Origin of the sequence: Treponema sp. Marseille-Q3903 (genome assembly GCF_014334335.1) — a bacterium.
Lineage (GTDB): Bacteria > Spirochaetota > Spirochaetia > Treponematales > Treponemataceae > Treponema_D.
The window spans coordinates 2,117,326-2,135,568 of the sequence record NZ_JACSEU010000001.1 but is presented as its reverse complement, the minus strand read 5'-3'; the positions used below and the strand labels follow the sequence as shown (position 1 = coordinate 2,135,568).

Genomic DNA, 18,243 nt, shown 5'->3' with positions numbered 1-18,243 from the left:
AACCCGAATCAGTGCACGCTCGCTTTCTCGCAGTTCGAGCCCGCACCTCCAAACCATGATTATTGATTATCAATGAAATTCACCCCAGTTTTTTCCGTATTCAATGCTCACCCTAAGCGGCACAGAAAGTTTTATAGCGTTTTCCATCTTGTCCTTGATGAGGGAAATTGTTTTTTCAATCGTCGGTTTATCGTCAGGGCATTCAAATATAAGTTCATCGTGAACTTGCAGCAAAAGTTTAGCCTGCGACTTTGATTGGGAGAGTGCTTCTGAAACGTTTATCATTGCGAGTTTTACAATGTCTGCGGCGCTTCCTTGAACAGGAGTGTTTACAGCAATTCGTTCGGCAGCCGATTTTTCAACTTTGTTCCTGCTGTTTATATTCATGATTGGACGGCGGCGACCGAGAATTGTTTTTACATACCCAGTTTGTTCCGCTTTTTGCACAGTGCTGTTTATAAAATCGTTTACGCTGGAGTACATCCTGAAGTAACTTTCGATAAACTGATTCGCTTGTGTTCTGCTTATTCCGAGGTCGTTTGCAAGCCTAAAAGCGCTCATTCCATAAATTACACCGAAATTGATTGTTTTTGCAGTGCGCCGCATATCAGGCGTAACTTGTTCCGCCGGAACTCCGTAAATCAGTGCAGCAGTTGATTTATGAACATCTGTTCCATCTTTGAATGATTGGCACATATTTTTATCACCGCTTAAGTGGGCGAGCACAACAAGTTCAATCTGTGAATAATCTGCGGAAATTAAAACCTTTCCTTCTGGGGCTGTAAAAGCGCTCCTGATGCGGCGACCGGCGTCGTTTCTCACCGGAATATTTTGAAGGTTCGGGTCGCGGCATGAAAGCCTGCCTGTCGCAGTGCCTGTTTGAACAAAGTCTGTATGAATACGTCCGTAGCAGTCTGTGAGTTTTGGAAGAGTTTCAACATAAGTTGACTGGAGCTTTGCCATCTCGCGATATTCAAGAATCATTTTCGGAACAGTATCTGAATATGCCAACTCTTCGAGTACAGAAGTGTCTGTTGAGTAACCGGTTTTTGTCTTTTTGCCTGGCTTTAGACCTCGCTCTTCAAACAAAACAGTCTGAAGTTGTTTTGGAGATGCGATATTGAACTCGTGACCGACTTCTTTGTAGATTGCTTTTTCGGCATCAGAAATTCCCTGCGACAGCTCTTTGTTGTATGCGTGAAGAGTCGCAGTGTCAAGGTGAATGCCGGTTAATTCCATTTTTGTCAAAATCGGGAGAATCTTCATTTCGAGTTTAAAAAGTTCTTCTATATGAGAATTGCTTTTTTTCAGCTCGTTTAGTTTTTCGTAAAGCTGAAATGTAAAATCGGCATCTTCCGCGGCGTATTTGTACGCAGACTCAAGAGGAACTTGCGCAAATGTCTGCCCTTTTTGAACAATATCTGAATATTCTATTCCCCTCAAGCCAAGGACTGTCTCGCCAAGATATTCGAGAGAATAACCGTTTTTGCCAAGACGTTCGGGATTTATAAGCCATGCGAGAATCATTGTGTCGGCTAGAGAATCTTTTGCGATATTTACAGTTTTTTGCAATTTTTTTGCGCGTGTCGCCAGGACTTTTATATCGAATTTGGCGTTGTGCATTATGATTTTTATATTTTCAGTGCCGAACAATCTGATGAGCTCATCTAATGCGTCTTTTTCTTCTATATAGTTATGATTTGCCTGTGTGAACAAGTCGCCTGATTTCTGCTGAATCGGAACGTAAACTGCTTTTCCTTTTTGATAACAAAGACTAAAACCGATTAAATTGCAGTTGAGAGTGTCAAGGCTGTCCGTTTCAGAGTCATACGCAACTGTGCCTGATTTTATCGCTTCGTCAACATATTTTTTAAGTTCGGTGAGTTCTGTGAGCGCTTTGTATCCCGATGTGTCGTTCTGATGAATTTCAAGAAATTTGTGCTCGCTTTCGATTTTCGGCTGTTCGTGCGCCGTTTTAGACCCCCTTTCTTCCGATTTTATTGCAAAATCATCATTTTCACCGATAGCAATCTCCGCATAGCTTTTTGAAACGACGAAAGCTTCAAAATCTTTTAGAAGTTTTGCGGCTGCGTTATAATCGTATTTAAATTCTTTTGAATTTATAAGAGCGTCAATTTCTGAACAGGGCACCTGATCGCAAAGCCTGACAAGCTTTTGGCTGAAATATGCATTTTCTTTTCCATCGATAAGTTTTTTTTGCATTGCGCCTTTAATTTCATCGATATGAGCGTATATGCCGTCGAGAGTGCCGTAATCTTCAATCAGCTTAGCCGCAGTTTTTATACCAACTCCGTGAACTCCAGGAATGTTGTCTGCGGAATCCCCATAAAGAGAGAGCAAGTCTAAAAGTTGAGCAGGTTTAACTCCCCATTCAGCTTGAACGCCTTCAATTCCTGTAACTTTCCACGTGTTTGCTCCCGATTCTGGTTTCAGAATTTGAGTCGTCTCCGTTACAAGCTGCATGAGATCTTTATCGCCGGATAGAATGCGGCATGATCTTCCTTGTTCCTGACATTTTTTTGCAACAGTTGCAATTATGTCGTCGGCCTCGTAACCGTCACACTGAATCACAGGAACTCCGAGCGCTTTTAAAATTTCAGAAATCCACGGAATCTGAGCGTGCAAATCATCAGGAGTTTTATTTCTTGTAGCTTTGTATTCGGAGTACATTTGATGACGGAAGGTTTTAGTTTTGCTGTCCATCGCTGCAATAAGATACGCCGGTTTGTAATGCTGAAAAATATAATGAAGGTTTCTAAAAAATCCAAAAAGCGCAGAGATATTTTCGCCTTTTGAGTTAGTCAGCGGGCGATTTATAAAAGCAAAGTAGCAGCGGAAAATCAGTCCGTAGCTGTCAAGAATATAAACTGTTTTATTGTCAAAATCCATGACTTTATTTTACGGAAATGCTGATTAGAGGGCAAGGGTGGGGAATGGTGCATTCGGCGTGCGAGGAATTACGTCCGGGAGGCTATTATGTAAATAAGGATATTAAGTAAGAAAAATGAAAAAGAAAAATATGCAATAAAAATACAGAAGAAGAAAGAAAAACATAAAGGTCATAAAATGATAGCTTTGCTTCGCTGTGTAACACCGACCGGAAAAATGGAATACCGAAAATTTGATTATTAAAAGGTTTAATAGTTGATATCTAGAAACTTATGTAGTATATTGTAGTAAGAGGTATTAATCATGACTACAATATCGGCAAAAATTACAAATGATGATAAAATAACTTTTGAGCGAATATGTGATTCTATGGGAATCAATATTTCTTCGGCTATAAATTCTTTTGTAAAGGCTACAATTCGAGAAAACGGACTGCCCTTTGCGCTGAAAGCATCCGAAGATCCGTATATTTATTCAGAAGAAAATATGAGATATTTGCGTAAAAGCATAAATCAGATTGAAACCGGGAGATGTCAAATCCATGAATTGAAGGAACTCTAGTGATGGTAAAAGTTTGGTCTGATATTGCATGGAAAGATTATTGCGAACTTTTTAACAAGCACCAACAAAAATTGATAAAAAGCACGCATGATTTAATTAAAGATATTGAAAGAAATGGTATCGACAAGGGAAAAGGACAACCTGAACCATTAAAGCATGAATTATCAGGGTATTGGAGCAGAAGAATAGATACGGTAAATAGACTTGTATATAAAGTTGAAGATAATAAATTGTATATTGTTCAGTGCGGTACACATTATCATCAATAAAAAAAAATACCTAAACTAGCTTCAACATGACATTGCGGACAGACCCTATACTAGCACGCAATGCAGGATAAACACCCATTGTACGGACGCTGAGCGTCCGTACAATGGGCGGCTCTGTGAGCCGCAAATTTTAAATAAAAAAGAGGATAATATGGAATCTAATGATTTACAAAAAGTGCATTCCGAATCAACATTAAAATCGGTTCGGCAAAGAATAAAAAAGCTCCTTGATTTTCTTAATACAGGTCTTTATGAAAAAGAAGAAGCTATTCGTCTTGCATTGCTTAGTGCAGTTGCCGGCGAAAGTATCTTTTTTCTCGGTCCTCCGGGAACCGCAAAGAGTATGATTAGCTCAAGAATTCATCACGCATTTAAAGAAGGAACAAAATATTTTGAATATTTGATGAACGAATTTTCAACTCCAGACGAGATTTTCGGTTCGGTAAAACTCAAAGGTCTCGACGAAGGCATTTACGAAAAGAACACGAACGGATATTTACCGGAGGCTAATATTGCATTTCTTGACGAGATTTGGAAAAGCGGACCTGCAATCTTAAACACTCTCTTAACGATTATAAATGAAAAGAAATTCCGTAATGGAAACAACGTCGAGAAAGTTCCGCTACAGATTTTGCTTGCAGCATCGAATGAACTGCCGAAAGAAAAGGCAGGCCTTGAAGCGCTTTACGATAGATTTATTATTCGCACTATGGTAAATCCGGTTTCTTTAGAAAATGAGAAATCTTTTTTTGACTTGTGTGAAAAATCGGGGAAAGAACTTGTTATTCCCGAAAATATGAGGTCTAGTTTTTTAACAATTGAAGAACTGCAAACTTGGTCTGAAAAAATCAATGGCATAATTCTTACCGATAAAATAAAAGATGTGATCACGGAAATCCGTCGTGAACTTGAAGTAAAGAATCATGAAAAGAATCGCGAAGAAAAAGAAAAATTTTATGTTTCTGATCGAAGATGGAAAAAAATAATTCATCTTCTTAAAACATCGGCATTCCTGTGTGATCGCACGGAAGTTGACTTGATGGATATGCAACTTATTACCTACTGTATTTGGAATACACCAAAACAACGAGAAGAGGTGAAGTCGATTGTAAAAGAAATCGTACAGGCACACGGTTTGGAATGTACGACTGCTATTGATGATATTGAAGAACAGATAAAAATTTTTAAGAATGATGTTGATTCTACTTGGTATAAGAAACTTAAGCAGACTACACATGAAGAACCTGTTGAAAAAAGAATCGGAAATAGGAATTTTTATGCAGCAGAAATAGACAAACAAAATATTGCTTTTATATCGAAGGAGTTAATTGATAATGACTATTATGCACAAAATTATCAACGACGTTATTATTATGATGTAAATGATCCAAATTTAAGGAATGAAAGGACTATTGATTATTACGAAGACATTGATAAAAACTTTATTATGAAGAATAGAAATTATCCAAATAACTCGATAAAAATAAAAACAAATACCGTTATTGATCAAAAAGAGGGGATTGTAAAAGATGATGTTATCTTCAATAATAATGTTGCATATACCGCCACAAAAGAAAAGTTTGATTTGGAAAAATATGCTCCGATTGCCAATTCTATTGAAAAGGAACTAAGCTCTTTGCAAGATTTTCGGGCAGAGATCGAAAAACCTTACAATGAAAACCTTTTTGCTCAGCAATCGTTTAAAGAAATTATTACTTCAAAAATTGAAGACGAAAAGAAAAAACTTGAAGATTTAAAACTTGAATTGGCTAAGCAGAAGAATCGTTATGAAAAATAAAATTTCTGATCGTTCTCGCGAGTTTTCACAGGAAGCTTTGCAACGCATTGAAGAAATTCAATCAAAATATAAGTCTTGTCCTGTATATGAAAAACTCACAAAAGAAGAAAATGATGCGCTTCTCTTCAATATAATTCAACTTGGGAACGCAGTTGCAGCGACAAATTACAAGAAATTTTCTTTCTATAGTGATGCGGTAAAATACGCAAGAAATGATACTGCACATTCTACAAAAAATAATCCGGCTGCTATTAATGAAATATATAAGAACGTATTTAGCTGGTTACATAGTGCTAAAAAAGAGCTTTCTGAAAACATTGAAAAATCATATTCGCAAAATAAGGATATTCGCAGAGAAGAAAAATTCGGAACTGCATTCAGCACGGAAGAAAAGAGAAAAAGTTTTGTCGATTCCGTTCAAAGTTCATATCACAATGGACAGTTTCACCCTAGTTTTACAGATTCAAAAGAAAATGCTTTGAGTAAAGCCGCTCTTTCCGTATTAAATCCCACTGACTCTTTACAACAAGAGTTGCTTAATTTTGCAAAATCTCAAACTTCACTAGAAGAATCAATAAAAAAAGATATTGTTGAATGGACGGAAAAGACAAATAAAATTCTGGAAAAAGAAAATCCTTTTGTCGACGAAACTGTTTTTAATCAGCAAATTGATCCTGTTTTTCCTAAAGATTTACAAATAGGAATCAAAAAATATATTTCTGGCTACAATAAAATTCAATCGGTAAAAACTTATAAACCGAATATTGATTTAGATTTTTACCAAAATTCATTTGAAGAAAATATATCTACTGAAAAAAAGAAAAAGTCGGAAAAAGCGATTGCAGAAGAAAATCAAATTCTTTCCCGTAATTTAAAAGCGGAAATGCAAAAAGAACTTATTCGTAGAAAAACCGATTGGGAGCTTGCACAAATTGAAAAGCAACGAAAAATATTGTTGAAAGAACTTTATGAAAAAATCGAAAAATTTAAGAAGATTTTTGAGCGGTTAAAATCATTTACAAAGAATTTCGGACGACTTTGGGACTTAGCACAAGGAGAATTAAATGACAATGGTTTTGATATTCTTGAGAAGTATGCGGAACTTTTACAAGATGATGAAGAATTGACTGCACTTGCTGAAATGATTGGTCGTCACCATCAGGAGGAACAGGAATTTCATAAGGAATTACGTGCTAAAATTGTGGTAGAAACTGTTTATAATCCTGAACCGGCCTATAAAGGAGAAATTGCAGGGCTAAGACTTTCCGATTCTTTGTTGGATGCATTACCATCGGAACTGGCATTATACAATAATCCCTCAACACGTCAAATATTTAAAATGAAATATGCTCAAAAACAACTTTTATCATATTCTTATACCAGAAATATTGAATATAAAAAAACACATGAGGAACTTGAAGAAGTTGAAGTTGGAGAAACAATAGAGCATAAAGGACCGATGATTATTTGCGTTGACACATCCGGCTCTATGCAAGGGACTCCGGAAAGAGTTGCAAAAACAGTAGCTTTTGCATTAGCACAAAAATCGCTTGAAGAAGAACGGGGGTGTTATTTAATTTCTTTTTCTACGGGAATTGAAACAATGGATTTAAGTTCTTTTAATTCTACAGATGGCATAACAAATCTTGTAAAATTTCTTCGTATGAGTTTTAACGGCGGTACAGACGCAAATCCTGCACTTAATCATTCTGTAAAACTGCTTGAAGAAAAAGAATGGAAAAATGCCGATGTTCTAATGATTTCAGACTTTGTGATGGGGAAATTAGGTGTCGAATTGGAAGGAAAAATAAAAGTACAACAGGAACAGAAATGCCGTTTCTTTAGTCTTGCAGTAACAAGTGGTGGAAATAATGAAGTAATTTCTACATTTGATAAAAACTGGATTTATGATACAAGTTCTAAAGATTCAAGTAAAAAATTAATACGACAGATTGAAGAAATGGATAACGTCTAACACTCGCTTCAACATGACATTTGTTTTTGCGCGAAAGTTGCTTGAGCGGTCGCCTTATTAAGAATGAACATCCGTGTCCGTTTTTATGAACTTTCGCGCCAACTTTGCCGCTGCTATGCGCATCGGCAAAGTCACAAATGCAGGATAAGCAATGGCGGCGGATATGCAAAAGACATACAAAAGGAATAATACATTGAAAATTTTAGTAAGCGGATTAATCAACATAGAAACGAACATTGCTATTGGGAATTTCCCTATCCATTATTGTCCGATTGAGTATTCATTCAATAAAGTCAATTTTGACATAAGCGGAGTTGCTTATAATGTAATGAACGCCCTTTCGGTATTAGGAGATGAAATTATTCCGGTTTCAATTATTGGAAAAGACCCTTTTGGAAATTTCATAAAAGAAAATTTAGAAAAAATATGCCTTTCTACAAAAAATATTGTTCAAGAGCTTGATGCTACATGTACATCCGTCGTTATGTTTGACGATCAGGGAAAGCGGAAAGTATATTGTGATTTGAAAAATATTCAGGAACGATGCATTTCTTTGAAAAATATCGAACATGATATTTCAAATTGTGATGGAATAGTTATTTGCAATATTAATTTTAACGATGAGTTAATAAAAAATGCAAAAAAAATTGGAAAACCAGTTTTTACAGATGTGCATATTTTAACAGACATTCACGATTCTTATAATAAAAGATTTTTAGAACAGTCAGATGTCGTTTTTTTGAGCGATGAGGGATTGCCGTGTTGTCCTGAAGATTTTGTTATATCCATTTATAATGAATATAAAAATAACGTTATTGTTTTAGGGCAAGGAGAAAAAGGAGCCTTGCTTTTTGACGGAACAACAGAACAGTTTTATTTTGTAAAAAGTGTATACACGCGTCCTGTAGTAAATACCGTTGGAGCAGGAGATGCTCTTTTTTCCAGTTTTGTTCATTATTATTTAAAAGGACTAAAACCTCATCAGTGTCTTGAAAAAGCCGTATATTTTGCATCATATAAAATTGGAGAATCAGGTGGAGCAAAAGGTTTTGTAAGTGAAAATAAACTGGAGGAGATTATAAAAAACGCCTAACACCCACTTCAACGCTGACATTTGTTTTGTCACGAAAGTTGCTTAAAGTGCCTATACGGCACCGCAACTTTCGCGCCAACTTTGCCGCTGCTATACGCATCGGTAAAGGCGCAAATGCAGGATAAGCGAATGTTATGTGGACGCCCACACTGGGGCGCTTATCGTAGTTTTACTGCATTTCTTTTTGTAAATTTTCTATAGCTTGTTCAAGTAGTTTTACAGTTTTTGAATGGTCATTTTTTCTGTTATTAGATTTTCCGGTTACTAAAAATTCTACAGAAGTATTAAGGGCTTCTGCAATTTTAACGGCTTGCTCTGCGTTTGGAAGTCTATCGCGATTTATCCATGATTGCAATGTATTGTAACTTTCATTTATATTTTGAGCTAAATCTCTTTGTGTTGAGTCTTGAAAATCTAACTTGTCTTTTACTCTTAACCAAAAGTCTAACATAAAACAAAAATAGCACGAATGTACTATCTATTACTTGATAAACATGCTAATAGTACCTATAATAGAATAAAGTTAGCACATTCATGCGAAAAAATTGCCTAGTGTACACTAGGCAAAGGACTTGAAAAAGCCCTTTGCCGCAAATCCTCTCGTTCATTCTGAACCTTGTGGATTTGCGACAAAGCTGGGATTTGCTCATGGAAATAGTTTGCTTTCTCCTCAAAGATTTTATTTTTCCTATTATAATTGCTTATGCAACTGTAAAATTTGCATTAAGAGATTATAAGCATAAAAAAGTATTTGACCGTCAAAAAGAATTGTATTTGAAATTTCTAAATATTCTGTTTTTATTGAAAAGAGAACCGTATCAACAATTCAGCGGCAAGATGTTGTCGGTTCTGGAAAATATGCAATCGGAATTCAGCATTTATGCAAGCAAGAAATGTCGGAAAGATTATTGTAATATCTTGGATAAAATCAGAAAACTTCATAATGATTTTTTGAAAAATAAAGATCCTAATGAAGATGAAATCATAGATGGAGATTTAATATCAGCTATTTTTTTGCAAGAATCTTATGATTCATTCAAAGAAAAAAATCAAATTGCAATCTGTGAATTTAATAAATTAATTGAAAAATCGACAAACCATATACAAAAAAGTCTTAAGATAAGGTAGGTGCGTTTTATGAAAAAGAAATTAATTCTTGAAGTAATTGAAATTTTTGTAACTGTTTCGCTTTTTGCGGAATATCTCGGAAATAAGCCGTCTATTGATTTTACAGTCAGTCCCGAGATTTTTCTTGCTTTTGAAGAAAAATATTCTGGTACAGACATTGAATCACAGTTTGGTGGTGGTGCGAATGGAAATCTTTTAATAAATTTTAAATTAGCAAATTTTATTTATGGATACGGCTCTACCATTGAAAAAAATAATGTATTTGGATTCTATTTAAAAAATTCATATTCAGCAGTTGCCCTAACAAAGAGACAATTTTTTGATATAAGTTTGGGAGGTGGAATTCATGGTGCATTCCCGATGATTCCAATAGTAATGGAAGCAGGGCTTCTTTATAGCCAATTAATAATAATCTAATTTTTGAAGACTTTGTCGGTTATATGGGCGAAAAAATAACAGCCGGACTTAGAACGAATATTTATTTTGATAATGACATAAAAGCTCTTTGGGAAGTCTTGTTTGCCTGGAATTTCAGACTTGATATCAGAAACAAAACTTACAACAAACTTTTTGAAGAAAAAGCAGTTCAAAACCAAAACGAGTGGATAAAAAATCATAGTTTTCAGAAAAAACAAAAACTCGGAGACATTGATTATTTCAGACAGATGATAAAGAAAATCAATTCAGAAGTTGATGATAGTATTTTTGAGATTCCGATTATAGTAAAGGGTTATAAAACAAGAGAAAATACAGAAGCTGCAGAAGAAATAATTCTTACATCGCATAAATTTGGAGCAAATAAATCCGATTCAATAAATAAAGAAGAAATTGTTTTAAATATTTCTACGGAAGAAGAAAAGTTGCTGGCACTTAATGAAATCTTACAAGAATATAATGTTATGCAAGAATTAAAAAAGCGGGCTGCACAGAATGACCGTTTGGAAAAAGAAAAACAAGCAAAAATATTCAAAGCGGTCGTTGCCTCAAAAAACGTAAATGTAATTGCTGATTATATAAAAGAAAATTATGACCAACCATATTTTAACGAATCAGCATACAATGAGATTGCGAAATTGCTTGCTAAAAACAACAATATTCAGTTAAAAGAATTGCCTGCAATTTTAAATCCTTATGGTCTTGACAGAAACTGTATATATCTTGCAAATGATGTTTCTGTCCACCAATGGACAGGCAACGAAACCTTCCTTGCTCAAAATTTCCATGGAGATATGATATATATTCGCAGTGTTTACGATTTGACTGCAATAGAAAAATATGCGAACGATGTTTTCTTGAGGTACACAGGTACATTTGAGTACACTTCTGTCTCTGCAGGAGTTCAAGTTGTACCGCAGTTCGACTTAATTTTCAGCATAAAAGGAATTCAGCATGGCAAATAAAAATATTTCGAGGAAAGTTGAATAAGCTGAATGCCTACAGTTGAATGAGATAATACTTGACGGCATAAACTTGTAATGTTATATTAAAACTGTTGGGAGCATTCCTGCCCTAAGTGGAAAACTTAAACTGAGTACGTTCCGACTCTGAGCGGAAAACTTAAACTGGGTACGCTCCGACCCTAACTGGAGAACTTAACGGGCGACTTTAATAGTCGCCTTTTTTTATTGGAGTAACGCATGACAGAAGACAATATTTTTTACATTGTAAGCGATGAATATGTTGAGTATCTTTTGAAAATAGAAAGACATGTAATGCAGAAAAAACCTCAGGAACGAACTTATCACAGAAAATATGTTGGAATTCTTACGGAAATAAACGGATTTAAATATTTCGTTCCAATGTCATCGCCAAAAGACAAGGATTATGAGAATGGAAAAATCAAAAAGAATAATCTTACAACGATATATCTTCGAAGCAAGGAAAAGCTGTACGGTACACTACGCTTTAACAGCATGATACCGGTTCCTGAATCCGAGCTTTCACTTTACAAAATCAATGATGAAGGTGATTTTAGTTATAAACTTCTTATGCTTGCTGAATATAATTTCTGTAAAGAGAACCGAGATAAAATTGAGAAAACTGCAAAGAATCTTTATGAAAAAAAATGTAGTTCTTCTGAAGAAGAGTTTCCTGTAGGAAAAATTGTAATTGATTTTAAGAAAGTAGAAGAAGCTTGTAGGAATTATAAGAAATAATCACATAACAAAGGTTCGTAGCCGACAACGGGTCAAGCCCGTTGCGGTACAACCAGTTGTTAGATGGACATGCTGTCGCATGCAAAATAAAATAATATGCGGATATACAATCATTATTGAACACATTTCTGAAATTCTGTATAAAAATTAAGAAAAAAATCATACAACTGGAATGGGTATTGAGCGAATAAAACGTAATCTTGATTTAGATACCAAAGATGTTATTGAGCGGTGTAAAAATAAAATTCTTGATAAGAGAAGTTCAATAATCAGAAAAGTAAAAAATTGGTATATAAGTATCGAGGATATTATGATAACTGTTAATGCATACAGTGATACAATAATCACGGCACATAAGAAAAAAGCTCTATGACAATAAAAGAATTCGAAAATAAATATTGGTACATGAGCGAACTCAAAGCGTTAGCAAAATCGCTTGGAATTCCTTTTGATTCAAAAACACGAAAAGATCAGCTTGAAGAGATGATTATTCATTTTCTTGAAACCGGAACAGTAAATAAAAAGAATAGTTATCGGAGTAAAAGCCGGCACAGAGACATATTGAATAATCATAGTTATGTTGAAGATTTTAGCAACACAAAAGAAACATGGGAATTCATATATAGTGAAATGGATAAACGTGTTCCTGAACTAAAACCGAAATTGGGTGCAAAGTATTGGCTTAATCGCTGGATTGAAAATAAACTTTCTCATGGTGAAAAAATAACTTATGATGATATCGTTCGTGAGTATATTCGGTTAAACGAAACTCAAGGAAAGCTTCCGCAAATTCCATCCTGCAAATTTAACAATTTTATAAGTGAATATCTTGCAAATGAAAAAAATGCAACAAGGGGAGATGCTTTGGACTCATGGAATAAGCTAAAAGATATGAAGGTCAAAAAAGATTATATAACTTGGAAAAAAATCAAAATACCCCGACGTGCGGAAAAATATACATAGAGAAGTTCATCTAACCACTTTAACCGGGCAACGGTGGTACGCCCGTCATAGGTTAAGCGAATATTAAGCGGAGTACCCGATGGGGTATATTTTTCTTTAACATTGATTTGTCTTTATCGCATTTAGTGAAGATGGACCTAATCTGGCTGCTGCTGATTTTTTCGATTCGCATTATAGTAGAAAGATGTGATTTTTTGATCCGCGTCAATTTAGATGGAAAAACATCGGTTTTATTGTATTATGAATCAACATCCTACGACGAGCCTTGCGCTGTATTGGATGGCTTTATGTATGCTGCATATACTTTTTATATGGATATTCAGCATACAGGAAAGAAAAACTATATAATCATTTTTGGCAATAGAAAGGACACCGGTATTCCCGATGAAGTTATCAATCTTTTGAATGACTTGAAGTTTACAATAGATTCCTCGTGTGGTAAATTAAGCAATATACCGGAAGCGAAGGTTGCAGAGACTGTAACGAAGATATGTACGAGTCTTCAACAACTAGCCTGATGGACGATTATAGTTTTGAAGTTTAAGGAACAAATCGTCCAACATGTATGACTTGGCTTTTTTTTGAAAGCTCTGGCAGCATGTGATTGCGTTTTCTCCGACATGAAGATACATGTCAGCCGTATTTCACACAGGCATTGAATTCAAGTTTTTTTATTTATTTTTCCCATTTAACAAATTTTCGTTGTATAATACAGAAGTGAGACTGTTCATCTATTCATTGCAGCGGGAAATAACTCAAATAATTTCTGATCATCTTTCAAATGAAGGACATTTGTGTTTGACGTTTGACGAGCAATCTCATTTATATTCAACAATCAAAGACTTAAAAAAACACCCTGACTTATTGATTTTGGATTTCCGCGTCTTCAATCATGATACATTCAATATATTTTCATATTTTGAGAGATCCGAAATAAAACTTCCCGTGCTGTTCTACAATGATCCATGCCTCACGAGGACAACACTTGTGGAACACTGGAAATCTCAGATTGATTTTTTGCAAGGCTGTTACATAGATTTTGACGAAGAAAAATATATGCCTCTTTTTAAAAGCCTTCAAAAACTGATAGAATCAAAGGAATTCAAACCGTACATCGCTTTGCTTCAAGAGCCTCAGCCTGTCCCACAAGAATTTATCCGCGATAAATATACGCTAGATTATTTACAATACAACAAAGATGATTCGATACTGAATTTTAAAGAAAGAAACAATCTTTCAAACAGCCTTTTTTATCTTTTATCGATATTGCAAAAAAATAAAGGGATTTCTCTGTCGTTGAAAGATATCGCAGAATTATACAAAAAAGATGATAAAAAAATAACGGTTGAATCGCTTAGAGTTTTAATCTCAAAATTGAAAAAGGCAATAAGAACTGATAGAGACTGCAATTTTCTTATAAACAAAGAACTCAATAGATATAGATTTGTAAAATATAAAAATTAAACAAAAAAATGCCAGAAATTATTTCGGGAGCCACCATAAATCCGCACAGCATGCAAACGTGCAAGGGCTACGTCAGTGCTAGAGACGGGGGTTAGAGCTTTTGTAGACAGATAGCGGCTCCAGCTTTTAATGCATGATGAATCTTCTCTTTCAGTCGACGAAAACTTTTATTTCGATTATGGACTTTTGTGCAAATAAGATATTTATTGACTTAATTAGTGATTTTCTTTTATATTCGGGTGAAGGAGAATTATGACATGAGCGACGTATGCATCGTATACAGTTCAACGCATCATAAAAATACTGAAAAGGTTTTGAATAAAATAAAGGAAAAATACCCCGAAACAGTGCTTATCAAAGCTGCCGATTTTAGCCCCGCTGATTTTACGCGTTATGAAGCAATCGGCTTTGCTTCAGGAATTTTTTACTCTAAATTTGCAAAACCTATCAATGCTCTGTTTGAACAAGCTTTAAAAAGCAGCGTTCAAAAACTGTTTTTTATTTACACCGCCGGCGCTCCAAATGCGGGATTTGATAAAACGCTGCAAAAAAGAACCGAGCAAAGTGGAAAAATCTGCATTGGTGTATTCGGATGCAAAGGCTTTGACACTTTCGGACCATTCAAGCTCATCGGCGGCTTAAACAAAGGCTGCCCGAACGAAAACGATTTTAAAAACGCAATCGATTTTTTTGAAAAAAATATCATAAACGCATAATATGCAATAAAGTTTCAGCTTAAATTTAGAGTTTTCCCCGACTTGGCTAAAATTGACTTTTTCATTTTTTGCCGATATAATGCGGCAACATCAACGAGGTTCTATGGTAAAGAATAAATATTTCGGTACGATGCAATTTTATATACGTGCCCTTTCTATCGCTCTTCCAGTGATGGCTCAGCTTTTAATCCAAAACTTCGTTTCTCTGATTGATAATTTTATGGTAGCTGGACTCGGAGACGTAAAAATGGCGGGCGTAAACGTTGCCGGTATGCTGATCTTCGTCTTCTTGATTCTTTCGACTACGATTTGTTCAGCCGGCGGAATATTTATGTCGCAATTTAACGGCGCAAAAGACAAAGAGGGAATGCAGCAGAGCCTACGATTTAAACTTTTGCTCACAGGATTTGCAGGAATCGTATTTGTGATAGTCGGATTGATTGCGCCGCGAAATCTTTTTGGCATAATGCTTACCGTAAACAAAGATGCTGACGTGATTATCGACCAGGCTGTAAAATATTCACGCGCAGTAGCATTTTCAGGCTTGTTTACCGTTTTTTCACAGTCAATAGCGTCTTCTTTGCGCGAAATAGAAATTGTATGTCCGCCTTTAATCATTTCCATTATAGCAACGCTCGTCAACACATTTTTTAACTGGATATTCATTTACGGGAATCTCGGTGCGCCTCGCCTTGAAGTTGAAGGGGCTGGAATAGCAACGGTTATCGCTCGCGCAGTGGAACTTGTTTTGTTTATCGTGTATGTGCTTATCAAAAAGCCTCCGTTTTTATTCAACATATTCAAATTGTTTGAAATAAAAATTCATTTGTTCGGAACGATAATTAAAAAATCAATTATGATTTTGTATTCGGAACTGACATGGGCGGTTTCGGAAGCCGTATCAAACGCTTTATACAACACACGCGGCGGTGCAGAAGTCGTTTCAGGAATGTCGGCAGGATTTGCAATAGCCAATCTGTTTTTTATCTGTTTCGCTGGAACAGTAACAGCAACGTCAGTCATACTGGGACAGGAACTAGGTGCGGGCAAACTGAAAGAAGCAAGAAGATACAAAAACTGGATATTATCTGGTTCTTCAGTTTTCGGTATTGTTTTTATGTTTATCGGATTTTCTACAGTTTTTTTAGTTCCTTTTGTATTTAAGAATTTAAGTTCGAATTCTCAAGGAATTGCACGAGGCCTGATAATAACCGCAGCGGCATATCTTCCTTTATGGGCTTACTTAAACGGACAATATGCAATTTCCAGAACAGGCGGAGATACAGTGATGGGAGTTGTATGTGACACTGTTGCAAATATCTTGTTTGTCGGTGGGATGTTTTTGTTGGTCGGACTTACGTCGCTTGGACCAGTTGCAATGTACGCAATCGTAAAACTTTCCGACTTTGTAAAAGCTGTCATCGCATATTTCTGGCTGAAAAAAGAACGCTGGCTTGTAAATCTTACAGTAGTACAAAAATAAATTGTAAATAGGGGAAACTTGTATTTTCCGTCATATTTCAGTCGCTGAATGGGTGTGGCAGAAATGCACACAGAGGTTGCTTATCGCAAATAAGGTAAAAATATTTTATTCTTGTGGTTACAATTGGATAAATATTCAATAAGTAGATTCTGAATATGGCTGGTACAATAAAAAGAACAAATCCGGGCGATGCGGCAAATATTTTTGTACGATGTATGTTCAGTGATATAAGCGATTTGCTTGAGGGATTTTTAAAAGAGGACTTAGATATTTGTATGGAGATATAATTGCCACCACAAAAACAACAAATTCAGCAAAAACATCAAAATCTTTTGAAGATTTATAAGACTTAAAACAAAGGGCACTGAAGAAGAAAAAAACGAATTCAAAAGATTCAAAACTTCCAAAAGGAATCTGGCTATTTTAATAAAGTAAAGAATATAGGAATATAACATTTTCATCAGAAAATAATTCATATGGGCGAAAATTCTGGGCTAACCCCAATATAGATTTCTTGCACAATGATTGGTAGCTAATTCTAAATGATAGTGATAAAAAAGGAATTCATTTGTTTTTCATTCCCGCTAATTCATTGTCTTCTAATGATATTTATCCAAGAAGTGATACCCAAGCTTGATTGAGCTTAAAATTAATTATAATGATTGCGATTTTGAAGATAGCAGATGCAAGGTTTGTTTTAAGAAATGGTTCAAAAAGACCCTGAAATATTAATCACATAACTCCCGTCTCTAGCACTGACATGCCTTTGCACGTTTGCAAGTTAAGCTGATTTTATGATGGCTCCCGAAATAATTTCCGGCAACTTTTTTGTTTAATTTTTATATTTTACAAATCTATATCTATCGAGTTCTTTGTTTATAAGAAAATTGCAGTCTCTATCAGTTCTTATTGCCTTTTTCAATTTTGAAATTAAAACTCTAAGTGATTCAACCGTTATTTTTTTATCATCTTTTTTGTATAATTCTGCGATATCTTTCAACGACAGAGAAATCCCTTTATTTTTTTGCAATATCGATAAAAGATAAAAAAGGCTGTTTGAAAGATTGTTTCTTTCTTTAAAATTCAGTATCGAGTCATCTTTGTTGTATTGTAAATAATCTAGCGTATATTTATCGCGGATAAATTCTTGCGGGACAGGCTGAGGCTCTTGAAGCAAGGCGATGTACGGTTTGAATTCCTTTGATTCTATCAGTTTTTGAAGGCTTTTAAAAAGCGGCATATATTTTTCTTCGTCAAAATCTATGTAACAGCCTTGCAAAAAATCAATCTGAGATTTCCAGTGTTCCGCAAGTGTTGTCCTCGTGAGGCATGGATCATTGTAAAACAGCACGGGAAGTTTTATTTCGAATCTCTCAAAATATGAAAATATATTGAATGTATCATGATTGAAGACGCGGAAATCCAAAATCAATAAGTCAGGGTGTTTTTTTAAGTCTTTGATTGTTGAATATAAATGAGATTGCTCGTCAAACGTCAAACACAAATGCCCTTCATTTGAAAGATGATCAGAAATTATTTGAGTTATTTCCCGCTGCAATGAATAGATGAACAGTCTCACTTCTGTATTATACAACGAAAATTTGTTAAATGGGAAAAATAAATAAAAAAACTTGAATTCAAAGCCTGTGTGAAATACGGCGGAAATGTATCTTCATATATTCCGCTCGCGAACCCGTTGAATTGATTGTGTACTTAAAGCTGTGATG

The 18,243-nt window shown here is 35.2% G+C and carries 18 protein-coding genes and 1 pseudogene; 16 read left to right on the top strand and 3 right to left on the bottom strand.

Translation table 11 applies throughout. The annotated features are described in order from the left end of the window. Positions 1-69: 69 nt before the first annotated feature. Positions 70-2,910: a DNA polymerase I gene (polA, locus tag H9I37_RS09670; protein WP_187382419.1), complete on the bottom strand. Its 2,841-nt coding sequence runs from the start codon at positions 2,908-2,910 to the stop codon at positions 70-72. Between the two features lie 303 nt (positions 2,911-3,213). On the opposite strand from polA, the gene H9I37_RS09665 reads away from it, so the two are divergent. The 5 genes from H9I37_RS09665 to H9I37_RS09645 all read left to right on the top strand — a co-directional run bounded on the left by H9I37_RS09665 (position 3,214) and on the right by H9I37_RS09645 (position 8,606). Further along, positions 3,214-3,471 (top strand): type II toxin-antitoxin system RelB/DinJ family antitoxin, encoded by a 258-nt coding sequence (locus H9I37_RS09665; protein WP_187382418.1) that lies wholly within the window; start codon positions 3,214-3,216, stop codon positions 3,469-3,471. A gap of 2 nt (positions 3,472-3,473) precedes the next feature. Further along, positions 3,474-3,740 carry a Txe/YoeB family addiction module toxin gene (locus H9I37_RS09660; RefSeq protein ID WP_187382417.1) on the top strand — a complete coding sequence of 89 codons (267 nt, stop codon included), beginning with the start codon at positions 3,474-3,476 and terminating at the stop codon, positions 3,738-3,740. Positions 3,741-3,891: 151 nt separating this feature from the next. Next, entirely contained in the window at positions 3,892-5,538 is a 1,647-nt protein-coding gene (locus tag H9I37_RS09655; RefSeq protein WP_187382416.1) for an AAA family ATPase, read from the top strand. Then, a complete protein-coding gene (locus H9I37_RS09650; RefSeq protein WP_187382415.1) occupies positions 5,528-7,513 on the top strand; it encodes a VWA domain-containing protein in 1,986 nt (661 codons plus the stop codon). Before H9I37_RS09655 ends, H9I37_RS09650 begins: the two co-directional genes overlap by 11 nt. 193 nt (positions 7,514-7,706) lie before the next feature. After that, positions 7,707-8,606, top strand: coding sequence for a carbohydrate kinase family protein (locus H9I37_RS09645; RefSeq protein ID WP_187382414.1), 900 nt, complete (start codon positions 7,707-7,709; stop codon positions 8,604-8,606). A gap of 169 nt (positions 8,607-8,775) precedes the next feature. Here H9I37_RS09645 and H9I37_RS09640 read toward each other — a convergent pair whose 3' ends face one another. Beyond that, positions 8,776-9,057: a helix-turn-helix domain-containing protein gene (locus H9I37_RS09640; protein ID WP_187382413.1), complete on the bottom strand. Its 282-nt coding sequence runs from the start codon at positions 9,055-9,057 to the stop codon at positions 8,776-8,778. 197 nt (positions 9,058-9,254) lie between these two features. On the opposite strand from H9I37_RS09640, the gene H9I37_RS09635 reads away from it, so the two are divergent. The 11 genes and pseudogenes from H9I37_RS09635 (at position 9,255) to H9I37_RS11550 (ending at position 16,803) form a co-directional block, all read left to right on the top strand. Beyond that, complete coding sequence (locus H9I37_RS09635) at positions 9,255-9,734, top strand: hypothetical protein (RefSeq protein WP_187382412.1); 480 nt, start codon at positions 9,255-9,257, stop codon at positions 9,732-9,734. 9 nt (positions 9,735-9,743) lie between these two features. Beyond that, positions 9,744-10,151, top strand: coding sequence for a hypothetical protein (locus tag H9I37_RS09630; protein WP_187382411.1), 408 nt, complete (start codon positions 9,744-9,746; stop codon positions 10,149-10,151). A 23-nt stretch (positions 10,152-10,174) separates the two neighbouring features. Continuing rightward, the gene (locus H9I37_RS09625) at positions 10,175-11,134 is read left to right on the top strand and encodes a hypothetical protein (protein WP_187382410.1); all 960 of its coding nucleotides are present in this window, start codon (positions 10,175-10,177) and stop codon (positions 11,132-11,134) included. A 237-nt stretch (positions 11,135-11,371) separates the two neighbouring features. Continuing rightward, a complete protein-coding gene (locus H9I37_RS09620) occupies positions 11,372-11,890 on the top strand; it encodes a type III toxin-antitoxin system ToxN/AbiQ family toxin (protein ID WP_187382409.1) in 519 nt (172 codons plus the stop codon). 166 nt (positions 11,891-12,056) lie between these two features. Next, positions 12,057-12,263, top strand: a pseudogene (locus H9I37_RS09615) (DUF3781 domain-containing protein); the annotation flags it as partial. Then, positions 12,260-12,853, top strand: a complete 594-nt coding sequence (locus tag H9I37_RS09610) for an SAP domain-containing protein (protein ID WP_187382407.1) — start codon at positions 12,260-12,262, stop codon at positions 12,851-12,853. The pseudogene H9I37_RS09615 and the gene H9I37_RS09610, both read left to right, overlap by 4 nt. A gap of 311 nt (positions 12,854-13,164) precedes the next feature. Further along, positions 13,165-13,371 carry a hypothetical protein gene (locus H9I37_RS09605; protein ID WP_187382406.1) on the top strand — a complete coding sequence of 69 codons (207 nt, stop codon included), beginning with the start codon at positions 13,165-13,167 and terminating at the stop codon, positions 13,369-13,371. A gap of 199 nt (positions 13,372-13,570) precedes the next feature. Then, complete coding sequence (locus tag H9I37_RS09600) at positions 13,571-14,317, top strand: hypothetical protein (protein WP_187382405.1); 747 nt, start codon at positions 13,571-13,573, stop codon at positions 14,315-14,317. 257 nt (positions 14,318-14,574) lie between these two features. Continuing rightward, on the top strand, positions 14,575-15,033 hold the full coding sequence (locus tag H9I37_RS09595; RefSeq protein ID WP_187382404.1) for a flavodoxin family protein: 459 nt from the start codon (positions 14,575-14,577) through the stop codon (positions 15,031-15,033). Positions 15,034-15,136: 103 nt separating this feature from the next. Continuing rightward, positions 15,137-16,516, top strand: coding sequence for an MATE family efflux transporter (locus H9I37_RS09590; RefSeq protein ID WP_187382403.1), 1,380 nt, complete (start codon positions 15,137-15,139; stop codon positions 16,514-16,516). Positions 16,517-16,671: 155 nt separating this feature from the next. After that, a complete protein-coding gene (locus H9I37_RS11550) occupies positions 16,672-16,803 on the top strand; it encodes a hypothetical protein (protein ID WP_255422537.1) in 132 nt (43 codons plus the stop codon). A gap of 545 nt (positions 16,804-17,348) precedes the next feature. On the opposite strand, the gene H9I37_RS09585 is transcribed toward H9I37_RS11550, so the two are convergent. After that, positions 17,349-18,095: a hypothetical protein gene (locus H9I37_RS09585; protein WP_187382402.1), complete on the bottom strand. Its 747-nt coding sequence runs from the start codon at positions 18,093-18,095 to the stop codon at positions 17,349-17,351. Positions 18,096-18,243 lie beyond the last annotated feature (148 nt).